The organism is Streptomyces sp. NPDC001508, from assembly GCF_040298665.1.
Taxonomy (GTDB): domain Bacteria; phylum Actinomycetota; class Actinomycetes; order Streptomycetales; family Streptomycetaceae; genus Streptomyces.
On sequence record NZ_JBEPAP010000001.1, the window covers coordinates 86,583 to 102,583 of the forward strand.

Sequence of the window (16,001 nt, forward strand, 5' to 3'; positions counted from 1 at the left end):
GTCGGCGCCCTCAGATTTCCTTCTTGTGGCTCAGCAACCGGGTGATCGTGCCGCCGAGTACCGCGGCGGCATCGGCGTCCGAGAGTTTCGCGAACAGCACGCGGCCGAGTCCGACCCTCAGGTCGAGGTAGGGGAAGTCCGAGCCGAACACGACCTGGTCGGCACCGACCTCGTCAACCATGTGCTGCAGATATCTGCCATGCCCCCGAGAGCTGCAGATCTCAAGGACGACGTACGGATGTCGCGCGGCAACGGCGATCGCCTCGTCGTAGCCGGCAGGCATTCCACCCGAGTGCCCGGCGAGGATGGTGACCTGCGGGTGCCGGTCGGCGATGTCGCCGACCATCGGCAGGTCGTTGTACGCCGAACCGGCCCATGTATGGGTGAGTACCGGGGCTGCGGCCGCTGCCGCGAACTCCCAGACGGCGCTGTAGCGCGAGCCGGTCAGCGGGTAGGCGTGCTGGTCCGGGTGGATCTTGATGCCGCAGAAGCGAGCGTCGTCGGCCCAGCGCTCGATCTCGGCGACCGGGTCCTGCCACGGGTTCACCGTGATGTAGCCGCGAAACCTGTCCGGGTATCGCGCGACGGCCGCGGCCGTCGCCTCGTTGCCGGCCCGGGTGTCGAGCTGGACAGCCAGATGTGCGGAAATCAGGGCGGTCGAGACACCGCATCTGTCCATCACGCGGACCATCGAGGTCGGGTCGGGGTCGGGGATGAAGAACAGGCTGAACGGACCCGTGTGCGCGTGTGCGTCGATGACCTCAATGCCGTGCGGGGCGCGTCGGGCCCACACCGCCTCAGTCGTCCGGTTCATGGCCGCCCCAATCTCTCACCGAGGAGCACCCGTGCATTGCCGTGCCCGATCGCGCAGACCTCGTCGTCGTCCAGCTCGGACAGCAGCAGCCGGGTGACGGCCTCTGCCGGGTCGTGCTCCGGCCCTCCGGTTCCGAACACGAGTCGGCCCGGGCCGAAGTGTTTCACCAGCCACTCCAGGCCGCCGTGCGTCACCAGGTTCGCCAGATCGAGGCTGATGTTCGGATGCCGTGACAGCGCTCCGGCCTGTCGTCGTAGGCTGCGATAGCCCGGATTGCAGACGACCACGGACAGCCGGGGTCGCAGGCCTGCGACGGTTTCGATCGCACGGAGATCGGCCTGCGCGGCATCGACCAGCAGCGGCAAGCCCGCATCGGCCAGGGCATCCAGCAGCGGCGCAGCGTCCGGACCGGCGAGGTCGTATCCATGAGCGGCCGGATACGCCCGGACCGCCACGACGCCGCTGTCGTCCGCGGCGCGCACGAAGTCGGCGGGCCCCGCGATTTCGCCGCACGTGTCGGGAAGCATCACCCAGCACGGATGCAGTCGTGGGCTCTTCGAGGCCTCGTCGAGAATCCACCGGTTGCCCGTGACAGGGTCGTGCAGCCAGGAAGCGGTATGGCTCACGACCGCGGCCCCGATCCCGACCCGGTCCATCTCCGCCACCAGGTCGCTGACGCTGCCGTCGCCGACGTCGCGCTCGGGATGGCGGCCGATGAGCGCGTCTACATCGAGGAGGTCCGGATGGCTCGCGCTCATGGTTGGCCGTCGCCTTCTGTGTGTCCGAGCGCGGCTTGGATCTTCGCGAAGGCGTCCGTGATGTCGGCCAGGTCGGACTCGTCGGCGAGCAGTACGTTCTGCGGGAGCCAGACGGTGAGGGGGCAGACCGCTTCCGCGACCGGGCAGTCCTGGGCGGCGGCGTCCGGGGAGATGGAGAGCGCTTCGTCGCGGATCGCCCGATCCCTGTGCAGGAGCGGGTACCCGGCCGAGGCCGGAATCCCTTCAGCTCGAAGCATCTCGCTCAAGGACTGTGTCGTCACGCCGCCGAACACCGCGGGTTCGAAGCGGATCACCGCCAGGTATCGCCCGTGGGAGGTCGTGGAGTCCGGGTCCGGCAGTATCCGGGCGCCCGGGACCTTCTCGCCGAAGAGGGCGGCGAGGTGGTGCGTGGCGCGGGTCCGGCGTGCGTTGGATTCGTCGAGTCGCTCCAGTTGTCCGATCAGCAGCGCGCTCTGGAACTCGGTCAGTCGCAGGTTCCAGCCCACACGCGGGTGCTCGTACCAGCCGCCGCCTCGTCGGCGGCCGACGTTCGCCACCGACCAGGCCGCCTCATGCAGTTCTTCGTCGTCGGTGACGATGATCCCGCCTTCTCCGGCGGTGATGTTCTTGCTCGACTGGAAACTGAAAACGGCCAGGTCGCCGAGCGAACCCGCGGGCCGGTCGCGGAGGGCGGCGCCGAGGGCCTGGGCGGCATCCTCGATGATCTTGACGTGCGGGGGGATCACGGCGCGGATCGCATCGACGTCCGCGACGGCTCCGCCCAGGTGCACGGGCATGACCGCCGATGTCTTCGGCGTCACGCGCCGCGCGATCGATTCCGGGCTGATGAGCATCGAGTCACTGTCGATGTCCGCGAACACCGGCACCGCACCGGCCAACAGCACCGCGGTCGCCGTCGCCACGAAGGTGTACGGAGGGATGATGACCTCGTCTCCGCGCCGCACGCCGGCGGCCCGCAAGGCCGCGAACAGTCCGAGGGTCGCGTTGGCGACGGTGACGCCGAAGCGCACGCCGTGGCGCTCGGCGAATCGACGGGCGAACTCCACTCCTCGGGTTCCGTCACGGGAACCCCAAACACCCGAATCGAGCACTTCCAGGAGTGCCGCGCGTTCACCTTCGGTCGGCACCGGCGGCCATTGCGGGAAGGGCTTCGTTCGCAGCCGCTCGCCACCGTGCAGGGCCAGGGTCGGACGTTTCTTCATTTCCACGCTCCATCCGCGTCCAGCGCGTCGAGTTCGTCCCACAGCTCTCCTGGAATCCGCATGCCCGCCATGTCCAAGTCATCAGTCAACTCGGCGACCGAGACGACGCCGACCAGGGTCGCCACGGCGGCGGGGTGCCGGCCGGGAAACTGGAGGGCCCCGGCGCGCAGCGGGACGCCATAGCGGTCGCACACGCTCTTCATCAGCGCTACCCGGGCCATGATCGCGTCGTCGGGTCGCCGGTAGTCGTAGGTGCTCGAAGCCTTACCGGTGGCGAGTACCCCGGAGTTGAAGACCCCTGCCGCGACCACTGACACCCCGCGGTCCTGGCAAGCGGGCAGCAGTTCCTGTGTCGCGGAGCGATCGAGAAGCGTGTATCGCCCAGCGAGCAGCACGAGGTCGATGTCGGTCTCCCGCACGAAGCGCGTCGCCAGCTCGGTCTGGTTGATTCCGACACCGATGGCGCGAACGACACCCTGCCGTCTGAGATCGTCCAACGTGTCATAGGCGCTACCGAGGGCTTCGGTGGCGTGATGGTCCGGATCGTGGATGTACACGATGTCGACGTAGTCGGTCCTCAGCCGTTCGAGGCTGGCATCGAGCGAGGACAACACGCCGTCGCGCGAGAAGTCCCGTGTGATCGACACGTTGTCGTCGCCGACCACATACCCGACCTTGGTCGACACGACGACGCCCGAGCGGTCATGCGAGGCCAGAGCGGCACCGAGCCGGCTCTCCGAATCACCACAACAGTAGAGCGGCGCGGTGTCGAAGTACCGCACGCCTCTTTCCAGAGCCGTTCGGACGATCGCAGCCACCTGCGCCTCCGCGTCGTCGCCGTTGACGGCCCCGAACAACGCGGTACCGACGCCCAGTCGGCCGCCGACCGAACCGAGATCTTCGCGGGCTGGGAACACCGGGCCCTCAGGCGCCTTGCGGATCATCGTCCACCCCACGGTCCGCACACAACGGCTCGATCAGGATGATCTCCCGATGGGTGGCCAGGTAGACCGCGTTGTCCTGGGTGAAGCACCGGTCGATGTCGGTGCCCTCGTAGAGGGTTGCCACCATGCGACCGTCGCGCATGTCCCACAGGTCGAAGCGGCCGCCCATGGCGCGGATGAACATTCCCGGCCGAAAGGTCGCGATGAAGTCACCACTGCCCTCGGGCAGCGGCGACATGTCACTGATGTCAGGCATCGCCGGCGCTGCCGAGGAGAAGGTGAACCATCGCTTCTGCCCAGGCCCGAGCCGGGCCACGCAGAGGTAGCTGTCATCGCTGATCCGACCCACCACCGAGACCTCGTCGGCCGGACCGTCGAGGTCGTAACGCTCGATCGGCAGCAAGGACTCGGGGTCGACGCGCACGATCGCGGGTCGTTCCAGGGCCCGGGGCGCGCTCGTGTTGTCGCCGTCGATGCATGTCCCGGCCAGCAGGGACGACGTTTCCGCATCCCACAGCAGGGTCCGTATCGCCAACCCGGGCAGCGGATCGTCGCGGTAGTCGGCTCGGCCGGTCGCGGTGTCGTATCGGGTGAGCGTGCAGCCGAGTCGGCCGTAGGAGTGGCTGCAGGCGTAGAAGAGGCGTGTGCCGTCGTCGGTCCCGGCCGTGGGCCGCATTCCGTTCGGCGTCGCCGCGACGACGCGCGGGTTCTCCGGGAAGGCGGCGCGTTCGTCAGGCGAGTATTCGGTCAGTACGCCGCCGACGTAGGCCGCGAAGTAGATCTTGCCGCCGATCGACCAGCTGAGTTTCACCTCACCGGCGCCGGGCGCGGCTCTGCCCAGGTCCGCGCTGGTGCCGTCGCTCAGCCTCAGTTCCCAGAAGCGCTGGGTGATGAACGGGGCACCGAGAAGGCGGTCGTGGTCGACCCGTCGGAGGTGGTACACGAGACCGCTGGCGTCGGTCGGCAACCGGCGCGTCGTCTCCAACGCGCCGGACCAGCCGTCGAACCGGAAGAAGTCGCCGTAGATGTTGACGGCGACGATCTTGCCGTTGTCGGACAGCACGAGGCCTTCGCCGGCGAGATCAGGGATCGAGCAGACCCGGCTGATCTCGCCGGTCTTGAGGTTCCAGCGTGCCACCTCGGCGCGGCTGCCGTCCGACCGGACGCCCCAGGCCGTCTCGTCGGTCCTGCCGAACCAGGTCATGTCGGTCTGCGGATCGGGGCCGTCGACGAGCTTCCTCTGCTCCGGGTCGTACCACCCCCAGCCCGGGAGGAACATCCGGCCCCGGCCGTCGTCGATGAGGCGATCGAGACCCTGGAAATGCGACCAGTCAAGGACAGGCGGTTCGGGCCTGTCCAGAGCGAGTGCCTCGACGGAATCGGTGGCAGGGTCCCATCGCAGCAGGGTCAGACCCGGCGATGCCACGGCGATGGTGTAGGTGCCATCGCCGTTGGCGAAGCTGGCCTTCGTGTAGTGATCCGGCGTCACGTCCGTGTGGATCGCCGCCGTGACGCCGTTGCGGTAGTCGAAGGAAAGACTCGACCGTGCACCGGACCCCAGCGCCGCGGCGTAGAGCTTGCCCGATGCGGGATCGCACGCCATGCCCTTGAAGACCAGGCCAGGCGGCGCTCCCGTCTCATACACGTCAACCGCACCGCTGCTGAGGGTCAAGCGCACGACCCGCGTCAGGTCGCCGCAGAGCACCAGGGTGTCATCGTCCACCTGCGCTGCACTGTAGAACCCGCTGTGGGGTGGCTCAAAGCGGTAGACACGTGCGTTGCCGTGCTCGTCGACCAGCGCGCCGGTGGATCCCGAGGCAGCGTTCCACGTCGAGATCCAGTACCGCCGCGGCACGCCGGCGCCGTGCGCAAGCGCGAGCAGGGGCGTGTTGATGAACGGGTCCCGGGTGCGGGGAATCGGGAGGCGGCGCACGGTGCGCTCCGGCGCCGCCGAGCGGGGTACGTCTTCGGGACGCCCCGACGAGTCGGCGCTGGATGCCGCGTGTGATGAAGACATCATCTGGTGTCCTGTCCTGGCCCTACAAGGATCCGGTGCGGCGCTACTTGGCGCTGCGCCAGGCGTCGATCTGCTTCTGCAGTTCGGAGAGAACCTTGCTCATGCCGGCGTCCTTGAGCCGGCCGACGAACTCGGGAATCCCGCTCGACGGGTCGATCTGGCCCATGGAGTTGGGGGTCCGGTATTCGGTGACGACCGCCGTCAGGTTCGCCACCTCTCTCTTGAGCGAGGTCGTGTCCGGGCTGAAGCCGAGTGCGCCGGAGCGCTTCGCACTCTGATTCAGCTTCTGGTCGGTCTGCCAGAGCCCCGCCTTCGCCTGGTCCACCGAGCGGTAGTAGGCGTTGAACTGGTTGCCGAACTGCCAGTCGCTGTTGGGGTTGTAGCGGTCGCTCGCCGCCTTGACGCCGGGTGGGAGCCCGACGACTTCGAGCGTCTTGTCGGTGAAGACGTAGTGCTTTCCTTCGATGCCGAAGCAGATGAGGTTGTAGAAGTCCTTGTCCGTGTTCAGACGTTCCAGAAAGGCGACGGCGTGCTCCGGTGACCTGGTGTCCCGGTTCACCGCCGAGAGTGTGCCCAGGACGCTGCTCGTGGTCAGCAGCGGGGCGGTCAGCGACTTGCCCACGGTCGGGAAGGCCGGTAGGCCGTTGCCGTTGACCTGGGTGAGTTCGATGAGGGTCTGGCCGTTCGACCAGGAGGCGCCGGCGTCCGTCGGCGACGGTGGATTCTTGGCCGTATAGCCCGCGGTGTACCACTTGCGCATCAGCGTGCACGCCGCCCGGAACTCGTCGGTGTCGAACACGTTGATGAGCGTCAGGTTCGGGTCGTCGGGTCGAACGCCGACGCCGAACGTGCCGCCGACGAGGTCGAAGTGGTTCGCGCCGTAGGCCCAGGCGCTGCCGTTTCCGGTGTTGTCGGTGCAGAGGACGGTCTTGCCCGGCTCACCGGACTTGATAGCGGCGAGGTAGGGCTCAAGATCCTCGTAGGTTGTGATGGACGCCGGGTCGAGATGGTACTTGTCGGCGATGTCCTTACGCGCGAGGAACCCGTAGGTCATGGGCCAGAGTTGCACGTTGGGCACGCCGTAGATCTTGCCCTTGACCCTGGCCGCGTCCCAGATGTCCTTGGGCAGACTCGCCCACAGCTTCGGGGCGTACTTGGGCAGCAGGTCGTCCAGCGCCAGATAGTTCCCGGCAGCGGCGTTGGTGTAGTAGCTGTTCACCCAGGAGGCGGTGAAGACGACGTCGCCGGCGCCGCCCGAGGAGAACTCCAAGGGCATGCGCTGTGTGAAGGTGTTGAGGTCGAGGGGCTCCAGTTGCACCGAGAACTTCTCTCCGGCCCCGGCCAGGTATGTGTTGAGCGCCTTCTCCACCGCGGGGGCGTCAGGCAGCGACTGCGTCGAGAAGAACTGATACCGCACGTTCGACCCGCCGCCGGTACCTCCGCCGGAGCTTGAGCAACCGCTCAGCCCGCCGCCTATGGCCAGACCGGCAGCCACCGCCGCCGATCTTCGCAGAATACCTCGCCGTGACAGTTCTGCACTCACCGTTCCTCCTGGTCGGTTGACGTTCGCGGCGGACATTCCGCCGTGTCGCATGCCTCGTTGCACGCCCGGGCTGGGTCAGCCGCGGACGCCTCCTACCGTGATTCCACGAACGAAATAGCGTTGAAGAAACAAGAACGCGCCGATGATCGGACCGATCGCGAGCACAGCCACCGCCATCCGCAACGATTGGACCGGCACCGAGGCCTGTTGGGACAGTTGCTGGTTGGAGGAGATGGCATCCACGTTCGAGAGAATGCGGTACAGCCACAGCTGAACCGGATTCAGCTTGTCGTCGTTGATGTACAGAAGGCCCAGCCACCAGTCGTTCCAGTAGGTCAGCATGGTGAACATGCCGATGGTGGCCAGTGCCGGCCCGGACAGCGGTACCACTACCCGGAAGAAGGTCCGCAGTTCGCCCGCGCCGTCGATTCTGGCGGCGTCGATGACGTCACGAGGAATCCCACGGAAGTAGGTCCTCAGCAGCAGCACGCTCCAAGGGACGACGGCGTAGGGGAGGATCAGTGCGAACAGTGTGTTCTGAAGGTGCAGGTACCGGGTCATGAGGATGTACTGCGGCACCAGCCCACCGGTGAACAGCATGGTGAACAACACGTAGAACGACAGACTTCGGTGGGCGAAGAAGTCCTTCCTGGACAGAGCGTATGCCAGCATGCTCATGACGAGCATGGACAGGGCGGTGCCGGCGCAGGTCACAAGGATCGACACTGCGTAGGCTTCGACCAGCCGTGACGGATCGTGCATCACATAGCGATAGGCCTCGACGGTGAATTCCCGCGGGATCAGACCGTAACCGTGTGCGGAGAGAGCCTCCTCGGACGAGAACGAGGACGAGAGCACGACGACCAGGGGAGCCAGGAAGGCCAGCGCGCACAGCAGCAATGCGAAGTGCAGGACCAGTCGGCCGGGCGTTGTGCTCGGCGCGCGAAGCGCCTTTGCCGGCCGGGCGGTTCCGCCTGGAAGGTTCACAGTGAGTTTCCGCCGCATGTCAGCTTCACCTCCGCTAGTACAGCGCGTTCTCAGGGCTCCGGCGCCGCACCAGCCAGTTCGCGAGGAGCACGAGGACGAACCCGACCACGCACTGGTAGACGCCCGCGGCCGATGCCATGCCGATATCGCCGAACTGGGTCAGCGAACGGTAGACGTAGGTGTCGATCACGTCGGTTCGCGGATACAGCAGAGTGCTGTTGTTGGTGACCAGATAGAAGAGCCCGAAGTCCGCGCGGAAGATGTTGCCGATCGACAGCAGCACTTGGACGACGATCAGCGGCGCGAGCATCGGCAGAATGACGTTGTACACCTGCCGCCACTTCGGCGCCCCGTCGATCTGGGCCGCCTCAAGGAGCTGGGGGTCGATGGCGAGGATGCCCGCCGTGTAGACGATGACCCAGAAGCCCACCGTCTTCCAGACCGCGACGATCGTCAGGATCACCGGCCAGTAGCCGGGTGTGGCGTACCAGTTGTGCTGCCCCATGTGCAGTGCGCCGAGGCCGTGATTCACCAGACCCCTGTCCGGGTCGAGGAACGCCATCGCGAAGTAGCTGACGATGACGTAGGAGAAGAAGTACGGAAGGAAGAGCACTGACTGGTAGAAGCGCGTCAGCCATTTCCACCGGTCCCGCAGCTCGTTCAGCATGAGCGCGAGCGCCAGCGCCGTGACGAGGGTCGCCACGATGAACAGCGAGTTCATGAAGACCGTGTTGAACGTGATCCGCCAGGCGTCGCCGCTGCGGAACAGGAAGTCGAGGTTGTGCAGCCCTGTCCACTGGCTGCCGAACACTCCCCGGACGGGCCGGTAGTCGACGAAGGCGATGTAGATGCCGGCCATCGGCAGGTACTGGAACACCAAGAGCCCCAGGAGCGCCGGGAAAGCCATGAGCAGCAGCGACACATTGTGACCGCGCCAGTGGCGTCGCTTTCCCGGTTTCTGCTCCGACCGGCCGCCGACGGCCCCTCTGCCACCCTGCGGCGCCCCGCCCGCCCCGTCGTCGCCGCGCATTGATGCGAGGGGGCCCGGACCGGGACCTGAATCCTCCTCGTCGGGCTTCGAGGCGGAGTATCTGGTGTCGATCGACCGTGTCATCCCTCACCTCGCATCTCGGACGGACAGCAGAGCATCGCTTTGGGCGTCGTATCCCTGGCCGTGTCGAGGCGGCCTGTTGCACGTTCCACGGCAATGCGAATCACGCGCCTGCCCATCACACCTCCTAGAAATGTGTGCTGTGCCCATACCGGCCCGGGCGGTGCATCGCTTGGCTGAACAGGTCATACGGCCGACGTCTCGGCGTACGGGTACGCCTGTGCCCAGCCGGTCGCAGAGGGTTGAATGAACCGCACTGCGTCAGGTCCGGACTGAGCAGATGTTTAGTAGTTATCTTGTGGGAAGATGCTGTACACTCACGGGCAACTCCGAGGTAAGACTCCGCCCCTCGGCATCTGTTGTCAAGGGTCCGCGACAAACTCAACGGTCCACAGCACCCCAGGCTCAACGGCGGAATGTCGCCGATAACTACCAGACGTGACCAGCACGTTCGAGATAACTAGTACTCTTCCTCTCCCGACCGGTGAAGGAAGCGGCAGGTGGCGTCACCCTGGAGACCTGAAGCACCCACACATGGAATGAGGAGGTCTACCGCACATGCCCGAGTCGAAGTTGCCGACGGCGTTCTACCAGCAGTTCGATGCCGACCTGTCGATCGAAGTCCCGGCACAGGCGTATGGAGGGTGGCAGAAGACCGATCTGCCTCTTGACCTGGACCACACCGCGCTGGTGGTCATGCATGCCTGGGACGTCGGCACTCCTGCGCAAAAGCCGGGCTGGTTCCGGGCGGTGGAGTACCTCCCTCGCTCGTACGCCATTGCCGAGAACGTGTTCCCGCCTCTACTCGAAGCGGCACGCCGGGCCAAGCTGACGGTGCTCCATGTCGTCGGGGGGTCCGACTACTACTCGCGGCTGCCGGGATACTCAGCACACAGCGCGGATCCCCCCGAGGACCGGGATCCTCGCGCCACACCGGACCGCACCTATGACGAGTTGGTCAGATTCCGCGGGGAGCGGGTCTTCCCCGGTGCGAGCAATCAACCCGACATCGATACCGGGCAGGATTTCCACCCTTCCGCACAGCCCCAGGACGACGAACGGATCGCAGCCGACTCAGCCGAACTCGCCGCCCTGTGCGCAGCCGCCGGCATCAATCACCTCGTCTACGTCGGCTTCGCACTCAACGTCTGCCTGCTGTCTTCGGCCGGAGGCATGGTGGACATGACGCGGCTCGGCTACATCTGCTCGACTGTCCGGGGCGCTACGACCGCCGTGGAGAACAAGGAAACGGCGCGGGACCAGCTCAACCTCGCGAGCGCGTACTGGCGCGTCGCGGTACTGCACGGATTCGTCTACGAACTCGACGACTTCGTTGCCTTCCTGGAGAGCAACGTCCGCTAGGTGAGCGGCTCATGCGACGGGCTACGGCTTCCATACGAGGTGCACGGGGTGTCACGTCGCGGGCTGGCATGATGGCCGAGAGTCGGCGGCCAGGCGGGCGGGGCCGGCTGCCAGGCCACAGCGAGAACGGCCTCGATGACGAGGGCGCTCTTCTCGCGGGCCAGGCCCAGAGCGATGTGCCGGCTGGCGCGGTTGGCCGGTGCGCCCTCAACTCATCGGGCGCGATCAACGGCAGCTGCTCACCCCTTCGCCCACACAGGCCGACGACCTGACAGGCCGACACCCACCAAGGACAGCAAAGCTGTCTGTCAGGAGTTCCTAGGCGGGTTACCGACGGTTTCGGTGAGGTGTGGGAACAGGCGGTACGCGTTGCGGGTCGTCAGCCTGAGCCAGGTGTCGTTCTCAGGTTGGGGTGCCGCATCGATGGAAGCGAGTTGCGCTGCCGTAGCGGCTGCGGGCGTGAAGCAGTGGTCACTGCCGTAGAGGATGCGTTCGGTGCCGAAGGCGGAGGTCAGCGCGGGAACCTGGTGGGGAAAGGGAGTTCCTGCGATGTCGAACCACAGGCTGCTCACTTCTTCCAAGACACTCGGCTGAGCGGAGTTGCCGGGCGGGGTGGCGTCGTCGGCGGACAGAACGCTGCGGAACATTTCCATGCGTGGTGCGAGCAGCGGCAGGGCTCCGGCGCCGTGAGTGAAGATCCACGGAATGTCGGGGTATTGCTGCAGGCGGCCGTTGAAGACCAGGTCGCTGACGGTGCGGGTGGTATCGAAGATGAACTCCAGTATGGACCGGGGACGTCCCAGGGACACCGCGTCGAAGTGGGGCGGGGAGGTGGGGTGGACGAAGGTGGGCGTTCGGCGGCGGTCGAGTTCGGCGAGCAGCGGTGCGAAGCGCGGGTCGCCGAGGTAAATGCCGTCAGCGTTGGTGGTCAGGACTACGCCGTCACTGCTGAGTTCGTCCATGGCGTAGGCGAGTTCGTCGAGCGCGGCATCGACATCCGGCAGGGGCAGCGAGGCGAAGTGCCCAAATCGCGACGGGTGTTGGTGCTTCACCTCGGCGCCGGTCTCGTTGACGTGTCGGCTGAGCGCACGGGCCGCGGCGTCATCGCCGAAGTGGGTGCCGGGTGAGGAGATCGACAGCAGCGAGGTGGCGACGCCCCACTCGTCCATGAGATCGAGGTGGCGGGCGGCGTCCCAGGTGGGCCAGGAGGGCATGCCGTCGGGACGGACGTGCCCGGCGGCCTTGGCCTCCTCGATATAGCGAGGTGTGAGGAAGTGGGCATGGACGTCGATCAAACGGGTGGGGTGTGCGTTCATCGGGTGGCCTCATCGGTGGTGCGGGCTCGGTCGGGGTGGTGGCGTTCGGTACCGCCTCGGATGCGGCGGATGGTGCGGGTGGCAGGGATGTCGGTCAGGGGGCGCCGTCCACGAGCGGCGCTGGGGCGCCGCGACATGCTCGCGACGCCCCAGCCAGGTGGTCAACTCACGGGTTGAGCCGGGTGTAGAGCCTTTTGAGGTGCCGGACCGCGTTGGCCTCGATCTCGGTGCGTCCATGGAGGAAACGGGCGTTGTCGATGATGAGCATGTCGCCGGTGTCGAGGCGAACACGGGTCTGCCTGGCGGGTTCGCGGACGGTGGCGGTGAACCGGTGCAGCGCGTTCACATGCGCGGCGCTGGGCGTCTCTGGGGCAAGGTCCGAGGCGATTCCGGCGTCGAGGGCCGCGTCGCGGTAGCGCACGGTGAGGCGGCCGTCGGCGCTGCGGGCGAGCACGCTGGTGAGCGTCGGGGCGAGACCGGTGTCGGTGGGCACGTTCAGGCTGGGGTAGCGGGGTTCCTGCAGCAGTTCGACATCGGTCGCGTCGAGGGCCTCGGCGACGTCGTCGATGTGCGTGAGGGTGGATTCCCCGCCGCTGTCGGGGGTGCCGTTGTGCACGAACGCCAGGAGGAGGACTTCGGGTGGGGCCGGCACCGACGAGTTGTCGGTGTGCGGGGTCAGTGCGACGCGCAGGTCGCCGGTGCGGGTTTGTTCGTCCGCGGCGGGGTTCGGCTTGAGGTCATCGATCAACGGGCGGTCCGGCCGCGAGGGGACTACCGGGCCGATGGCCGAGGCGACTGCTACCACCATCGCGGTGGACTTTGCCGGCAGGCCCCTGAGCACGACGGCCTGGTCGTCACGGACGGCCGACGAGGCTTGGGCGAGCACGGTGGCCAGGCCCTCGACGCGGTCTGCGAGTTCGCTCCGTGCGGCATTCTGGCGGGCGGGATCGGGGTAGTCCGTGGCCGTGAAGGACTGCTCCAGCCACGAGATGTGCGCGCGCAGCTGGGGAGGCAGGGTGAGCACGGTGAGCCGGTCGGTCATGCCCGACGGGGTGTGGATGGGAAGTGCTGTGGACATGGATTCTCCATAGGTGGGGTGTACTCAGGGCGGTTGAGTGCTCGGGCGAGACGTTGCCGGTCTTCGGTGAGCTTCTGGGTGGTGGCCGGGGGCACGGTGTCGTCCCGTTCCCGGGGGACGACGACGATGCTGTCGAGGTCGGCCAGGATGATCGCTTCGATGTCGCGGGATGCGCCGTCGGTCACGGGCCCTGCCAGGCCGCGGGTGAGCGACGTGGCGGGGTGATCGATCCCCGGATCGCCGGGCTCGGGCAGTCGCCTGCGTCGATCACGAGGACGCTGCCGGCGGGAGCGGTTTCGATCGCCTGGTGCACGGTGGAGTGTTCGGCGGCCATGGTGCGTGCCGTCCAGGCGCGGCCGAGCAGGCGGCTACCGGCAAGTGGCTGGAGGGCGGCGTCCATGACTGGAAGCGGTCGAGTGAGTGGGAGATCAGCCCGGAGCCCGGCTCGCGCCGGGAGGTTCGAGTTCGGTCATGGCCGGGCCTCGGTTCGGTTGCCTTCGGAATCGAACCGGTGGATCCGGTCGGGAAGGGCGTGTGCGGTGATGTGTTCGGGTACGGGGTCGTCGGCGCGCAGGCGTATCCGTACGGTCTGTTGGCCGCATCGGAAGTGGACGATGCGTTCGGTGCCGGTCAGGTCGGTGTCGATGACCGGACCGTGCAGGGTGAGTGCGCCGGGCGTTTCGCCGGCAAGAAGGTCTTCGGGGCGGATTCCGATGGTTCCCGGTGCTAGTCCCAGTGGCTGGGCGTCGAGGAGGTTCATCGCGCCGAGGAATCCGGCTACGAATGTGGTGGCCGGAGATCCGAAGACCTGCTCCGGGTTCCCGGAGTGCTCGATCCTGCCGTCGCGCAGCACGACGAGCTGGTCGGCGAGAGCGAGTGCTTCGGTCTGGTCGTGCGTGACGTAGACCATGGTCGTGCCCAGCTTGCGTTGCAGGGCGCGGATTTCGGTGCGCATGCTCACCCGCAGCTCGGCATCCAGACTGGACAGGGGCTCGTCCATCAGCAGGACGGCGGGCTCACGGACGAGCGCTCGGCCGATGCCGACCCGTTGCCGTTGCCCGCCCGACAGCTGGGCCGGCTTGCGGTCCAGCAGATGGTCGATCTGCAGCAGACCGGCGACCCTGGCGACACGGTCCCGCCGTTCTCCCTTCGGTACCCGGGCCAGTCGGAGCGGGTATTCGATGTTGTCGTGCGCGGTTTTGTTGGGGTAGAGCCCGTAGTTCTGGAAGACCATCGCGACCCCGCGCTTACGCGGGTCGGTCTGGGTCACGTCCCGGTCGCCGATGCGGATGCTGCCGCCTGTGGGGGTTTCCAGGCCCGCGATGCACCGCAGCAAGGTCGTTTTGCCGCATCCGGACGGTCCCAGCAGCACGGTGATCTCGCCCGGCGGGCAGTGCAGTCGGACCTCGCGCAAGGCGACCGTGCCGCCCGCGAAGGTCTTGGCGACGCGCACGCAGTGCACGTCGGCGGCGCGTTCGACGGGGACGATGTCGGACGGGTGAGCGGTCATGGTGTCGGCGGTGGTCATGGCAGTAGAGCTTCCGTCTGCTTGGTGGCGTCGGCCAGCGCCTGGGACACGGTCTTGCTGCCTCGGCGAGCGGCGAGGAAGTCGTTGCTGATCAGCGTCATGATCTCCGTGGCGTGGATGCCGGGGAACTGGTACCAGGGCACCACATCCGGCGCCTCGGACACCGCGACCCGCATGCCAGGGTTTTGGCGGTAGAACGGCGCCAGGTACGACCCGCTTCGGGCGGCGGCCCGGTTGGCGGTGAGATAGCCGCTGGCCTTGGTCAGGGTGGTGGCACCGCCCCGGCCGGTGAGCTCGGCGATGACCGCCCAGGCGGCGGCCTGCTTGTCGGGGTCCTTGCTGAGCACCACCAGCCCGCCGCCGGCAGCCGGTGCTTTGCGCGCGCCCCCGTCCGGGATCGGGAAGGGCGCGAAGCCGATCCGAAAGCCCGGCTTCGCCGATGTCAATCCCACGATGTGCGAGTTGGTCTGGAAGAACATGGCCAGGTCGCCGCGGAGGAACGCTTCCTGTTCCGTTGCCTGGGTGAGTGGCTGGCCGAGCCCGGACTTCGTGATGTCCGCCCAGTACTGGATGATCGAGCTCACCTTGGAGTCGGTGAGTGTCAGCCGGGTCTCGTCGGCGTTCATCAGCGTGCCGCCATGGGAGAAGATCAGGCTCTGGTAGGGGAACAGCCCGGAGCTGTCCGTGCCGAGGCTGACTCCGTATCGGGCGGCGCCCGAGGAGACGATCCGCTTGGCGGCGGACCGCAGTGCCGACAGGGTGGCTGGCGGGCGGTCAGGGTCAAGACCGGCCTTGCGGAAGATGTCGGCGTTGTAGTAGAGCATCGTTACTGACACCCCGTAGGGCAGCATGTAGGTCTTGCCGTCCCGTTTGCCGAGTTCGAGGAAGGACGGGTAGAAGTCGGCTGTGGTGAACGACCTGCCGGGCGTCATGTAGGTGTCGAGCGGCATCGCGAGGCGCTGCTCGGTGTAGGTGCGCACCGAGTTCAGCCCGATCATCGCGATATCCGGCGGGCTGCCCGAGGTCAGCCCCGCCTGGACTCGCTGGTCGACCGCCTCGTAGCTGGCCTGCCCGACGTTGTTGAGATTGACCGTGATCCCGGTACGGCGGGTGAAGTCCGCGCCGAGTGTCTTGGGCAGGGCCGTGACGTAGGGGGGAAGGTTCGCGAACGCCAGGTCGACGCTGATCGGGTGGGCGGGATTCGGTGACCGCCCGGGAGCGCCGGTGTTCGCGGCAGGTGCGCCGCAGGCGGTGGCGAGCAGTCCTATGCCGGCGGCGAGCGTGGCGCGGCGAGAGATGGTGACAGGCATCTGAAGCCCC

Annotated in this window: 14 protein-coding genes; 1 reads left to right on the forward strand and 13 read right to left on the reverse strand. The window is 67.0% G+C overall.

What is annotated here, in order from left to right; genetic code table 11:
• Window positions 1-10 precede the first annotated feature (10 nt).
• The 8 genes from ABT245_RS00345 to ABT245_RS00380 all read right to left on the reverse strand — a co-directional run bounded on the left by ABT245_RS00345 (window position 11) and on the right by ABT245_RS00380 (window position 9,193).
• Window positions 11-814, reverse strand: coding sequence for an amidohydrolase family protein (locus ABT245_RS00345; protein WP_351727202.1), 804 nt, complete (start codon window positions 812-814; stop codon window positions 11-13).
• Window positions 811-1,572 carry an amidohydrolase family protein gene (locus tag ABT245_RS00350; RefSeq protein ID WP_351727203.1) on the reverse strand — a complete coding sequence of 254 codons (762 nt, stop codon included), beginning with the start codon at window positions 1,570-1,572 and terminating at the stop codon, window positions 811-813. Before ABT245_RS00350 ends, ABT245_RS00345 begins: the two co-directional genes overlap by 4 nt.
• On the reverse strand, window positions 1,569-2,795 hold the full coding sequence (locus ABT245_RS00355; protein ID WP_351727204.1) for a DegT/DnrJ/EryC1/StrS family aminotransferase: 1,227 nt from the start codon (window positions 2,793-2,795) through the stop codon (window positions 1,569-1,571). Before ABT245_RS00355 ends, ABT245_RS00350 begins: the two co-directional genes overlap by 4 nt.
• A complete protein-coding gene (locus ABT245_RS00360) occupies window positions 2,792-3,739 on the reverse strand; it encodes an aldo/keto reductase (protein ID WP_351727205.1) in 948 nt (315 codons plus the stop codon). Before ABT245_RS00360 ends, ABT245_RS00355 begins: the two co-directional genes overlap by 4 nt.
• Window positions 3,720-5,759, reverse strand: a complete 2,040-nt coding sequence (locus ABT245_RS00365; protein WP_351727207.1) for a hypothetical protein — start codon at window positions 5,757-5,759, stop codon at window positions 3,720-3,722. Before ABT245_RS00365 ends, ABT245_RS00360 begins: the two co-directional genes overlap by 20 nt.
• A 40-nt stretch (window positions 5,760-5,799) precedes the next feature.
• Window positions 5,800-7,173: an ABC transporter substrate-binding protein gene (locus ABT245_RS00370; RefSeq protein WP_351727209.1), complete on the reverse strand. Its 1,374-nt coding sequence runs from the start codon at window positions 7,171-7,173 to the stop codon at window positions 5,800-5,802.
• A 201-nt stretch (window positions 7,174-7,374) separates the two neighbouring features.
• Window positions 7,375-8,304 (reverse strand): carbohydrate ABC transporter permease, encoded by a 930-nt coding sequence (locus ABT245_RS00375; RefSeq protein WP_351727211.1) that lies wholly within the window; start codon window positions 8,302-8,304, stop codon window positions 7,375-7,377.
• Between the two features lie 16 nt (window positions 8,305-8,320).
• Window positions 8,321-9,193, reverse strand: a complete 873-nt coding sequence (locus ABT245_RS00380; protein ID WP_351727212.1) for an ABC transporter permease — start codon at window positions 9,191-9,193, stop codon at window positions 8,321-8,323.
• Window positions 9,194-9,955: 762 nt separating this feature from the next.
• On the opposite strand from ABT245_RS00380, the gene ABT245_RS00385 reads away from it, so the two are divergent.
• A complete protein-coding gene (locus tag ABT245_RS00385; protein ID WP_351727213.1) occupies window positions 9,956-10,759 on the forward strand; it encodes a cysteine hydrolase family protein in 804 nt (267 codons plus the stop codon).
• Between the two features lie 308 nt (window positions 10,760-11,067).
• Here ABT245_RS00385 and ABT245_RS00390 read toward each other — a convergent pair whose 3' ends face one another.
• The 5 genes from ABT245_RS00390 to ABT245_RS00410 all read right to left on the reverse strand — a co-directional run bounded on the left by ABT245_RS00390 (window position 11,068) and on the right by ABT245_RS00410 (window position 15,991).
• Entirely contained in the window at window positions 11,068-12,075 is a 1,008-nt protein-coding gene (locus ABT245_RS00390; protein WP_351727215.1) for an amidohydrolase family protein, read from the reverse strand.
• A gap of 166 nt (window positions 12,076-12,241) precedes the next feature.
• Window positions 12,242-13,153, reverse strand: a complete 912-nt coding sequence (locus ABT245_RS00395; RefSeq protein ID WP_351727216.1) for a TauD/TfdA family dioxygenase — start codon at window positions 13,151-13,153, stop codon at window positions 12,242-12,244.
• A 181-nt stretch (window positions 13,154-13,334) separates the two neighbouring features.
• Window positions 13,335-13,553 carry an RraA family protein gene (locus ABT245_RS00400; protein WP_351727217.1) on the reverse strand — a complete coding sequence of 73 codons (219 nt, stop codon included), beginning with the start codon at window positions 13,551-13,553 and terminating at the stop codon, window positions 13,335-13,337.
• Between the two features lie 69 nt (window positions 13,554-13,622).
• Entirely contained in the window at window positions 13,623-14,681 is a 1,059-nt protein-coding gene (locus ABT245_RS00405) for an ABC transporter ATP-binding protein (protein WP_351727219.1), read from the reverse strand.
• The gene (locus ABT245_RS00410) at window positions 14,678-15,991 is read right to left on the reverse strand and encodes an ABC transporter substrate-binding protein (protein WP_351727220.1); all 1,314 of its coding nucleotides are present in this window, start codon (window positions 15,989-15,991) and stop codon (window positions 14,678-14,680) included. Before ABT245_RS00410 ends, ABT245_RS00405 begins: the two co-directional genes overlap by 4 nt.
• Between the last annotated feature and the right edge of the window lie 10 nt (window positions 15,992-16,001).

Excerpts from the sequence above, each read along its gene's own strand:
- ABT245_RS00375 (WP_351727211.1), bottom strand. The coding sequence starts at position 8,304 with ATGCGGCGGAAACTCACTGTGAACCTTCCAGGCGGAACCGCCCGGCCG.
- ABT245_RS00390 (WP_351727215.1), bottom strand. The coding sequence starts at position 12,075 with ATGAACGCACACCCCACCCGTTTGATCGACGTCCATGCCCACTTCCTC.
- ABT245_RS00365 (WP_351727207.1), bottom strand. The coding sequence starts at position 5,759 with ATGATGTCTTCATCACACGCGGCATCCAGCGCCGACTCGTCGGGGCGT.
- ABT245_RS00385 (WP_351727213.1), top strand. The coding sequence starts at position 9,956 with ATGCCCGAGTCGAAGTTGCCGACGGCGTTCTACCAGCAGTTCGATGCC.
- ABT245_RS00355 (WP_351727204.1), bottom strand. The coding sequence starts at position 2,795 with ATGAAGAAACGTCCGACCCTGGCCCTGCACGGTGGCGAGCGGCTGCGA.
- ABT245_RS00345 (WP_351727202.1), bottom strand. The coding sequence starts at position 814 with ATGAACCGGACGACTGAGGCGGTGTGGGCCCGACGCGCCCCGCACGGC.
- ABT245_RS00380 (WP_351727212.1), bottom strand. The coding sequence starts at position 9,193 with ATGGCTTTCCCGGCGCTCCTGGGGCTCTTGGTGTTCCAGTACCTGCCG.
- ABT245_RS00400 (WP_351727217.1), bottom strand. The coding sequence starts at position 13,553 with ATGGACGCCGCCCTCCAGCCACTTGCCGGTAGCCGCCTGCTCGGCCGC.
- ABT245_RS00360 (WP_351727205.1), bottom strand. The coding sequence starts at position 3,739 with ATGATCCGCAAGGCGCCTGAGGGCCCGGTGTTCCCAGCCCGCGAAGAT.
- ABT245_RS00395 (WP_351727216.1), bottom strand. The coding sequence starts at position 13,153 with ATGTCCACAGCACTTCCCATCCACACCCCGTCGGGCATGACCGACCGG.
- ABT245_RS00410 (WP_351727220.1), bottom strand. The coding sequence starts at position 15,991 with ATGCCTGTCACCATCTCTCGCCGCGCCACGCTCGCCGCCGGCATAGGA.
- ABT245_RS00405 (WP_351727219.1), bottom strand. The coding sequence starts at position 14,681 with ATGACCACCGCCGACACCATGACCGCTCACCCGTCCGACATCGTCCCC.
- ABT245_RS00350 (WP_351727203.1), bottom strand. The coding sequence starts at position 1,572 with ATGAGCGCGAGCCATCCGGACCTCCTCGATGTAGACGCGCTCATCGGC.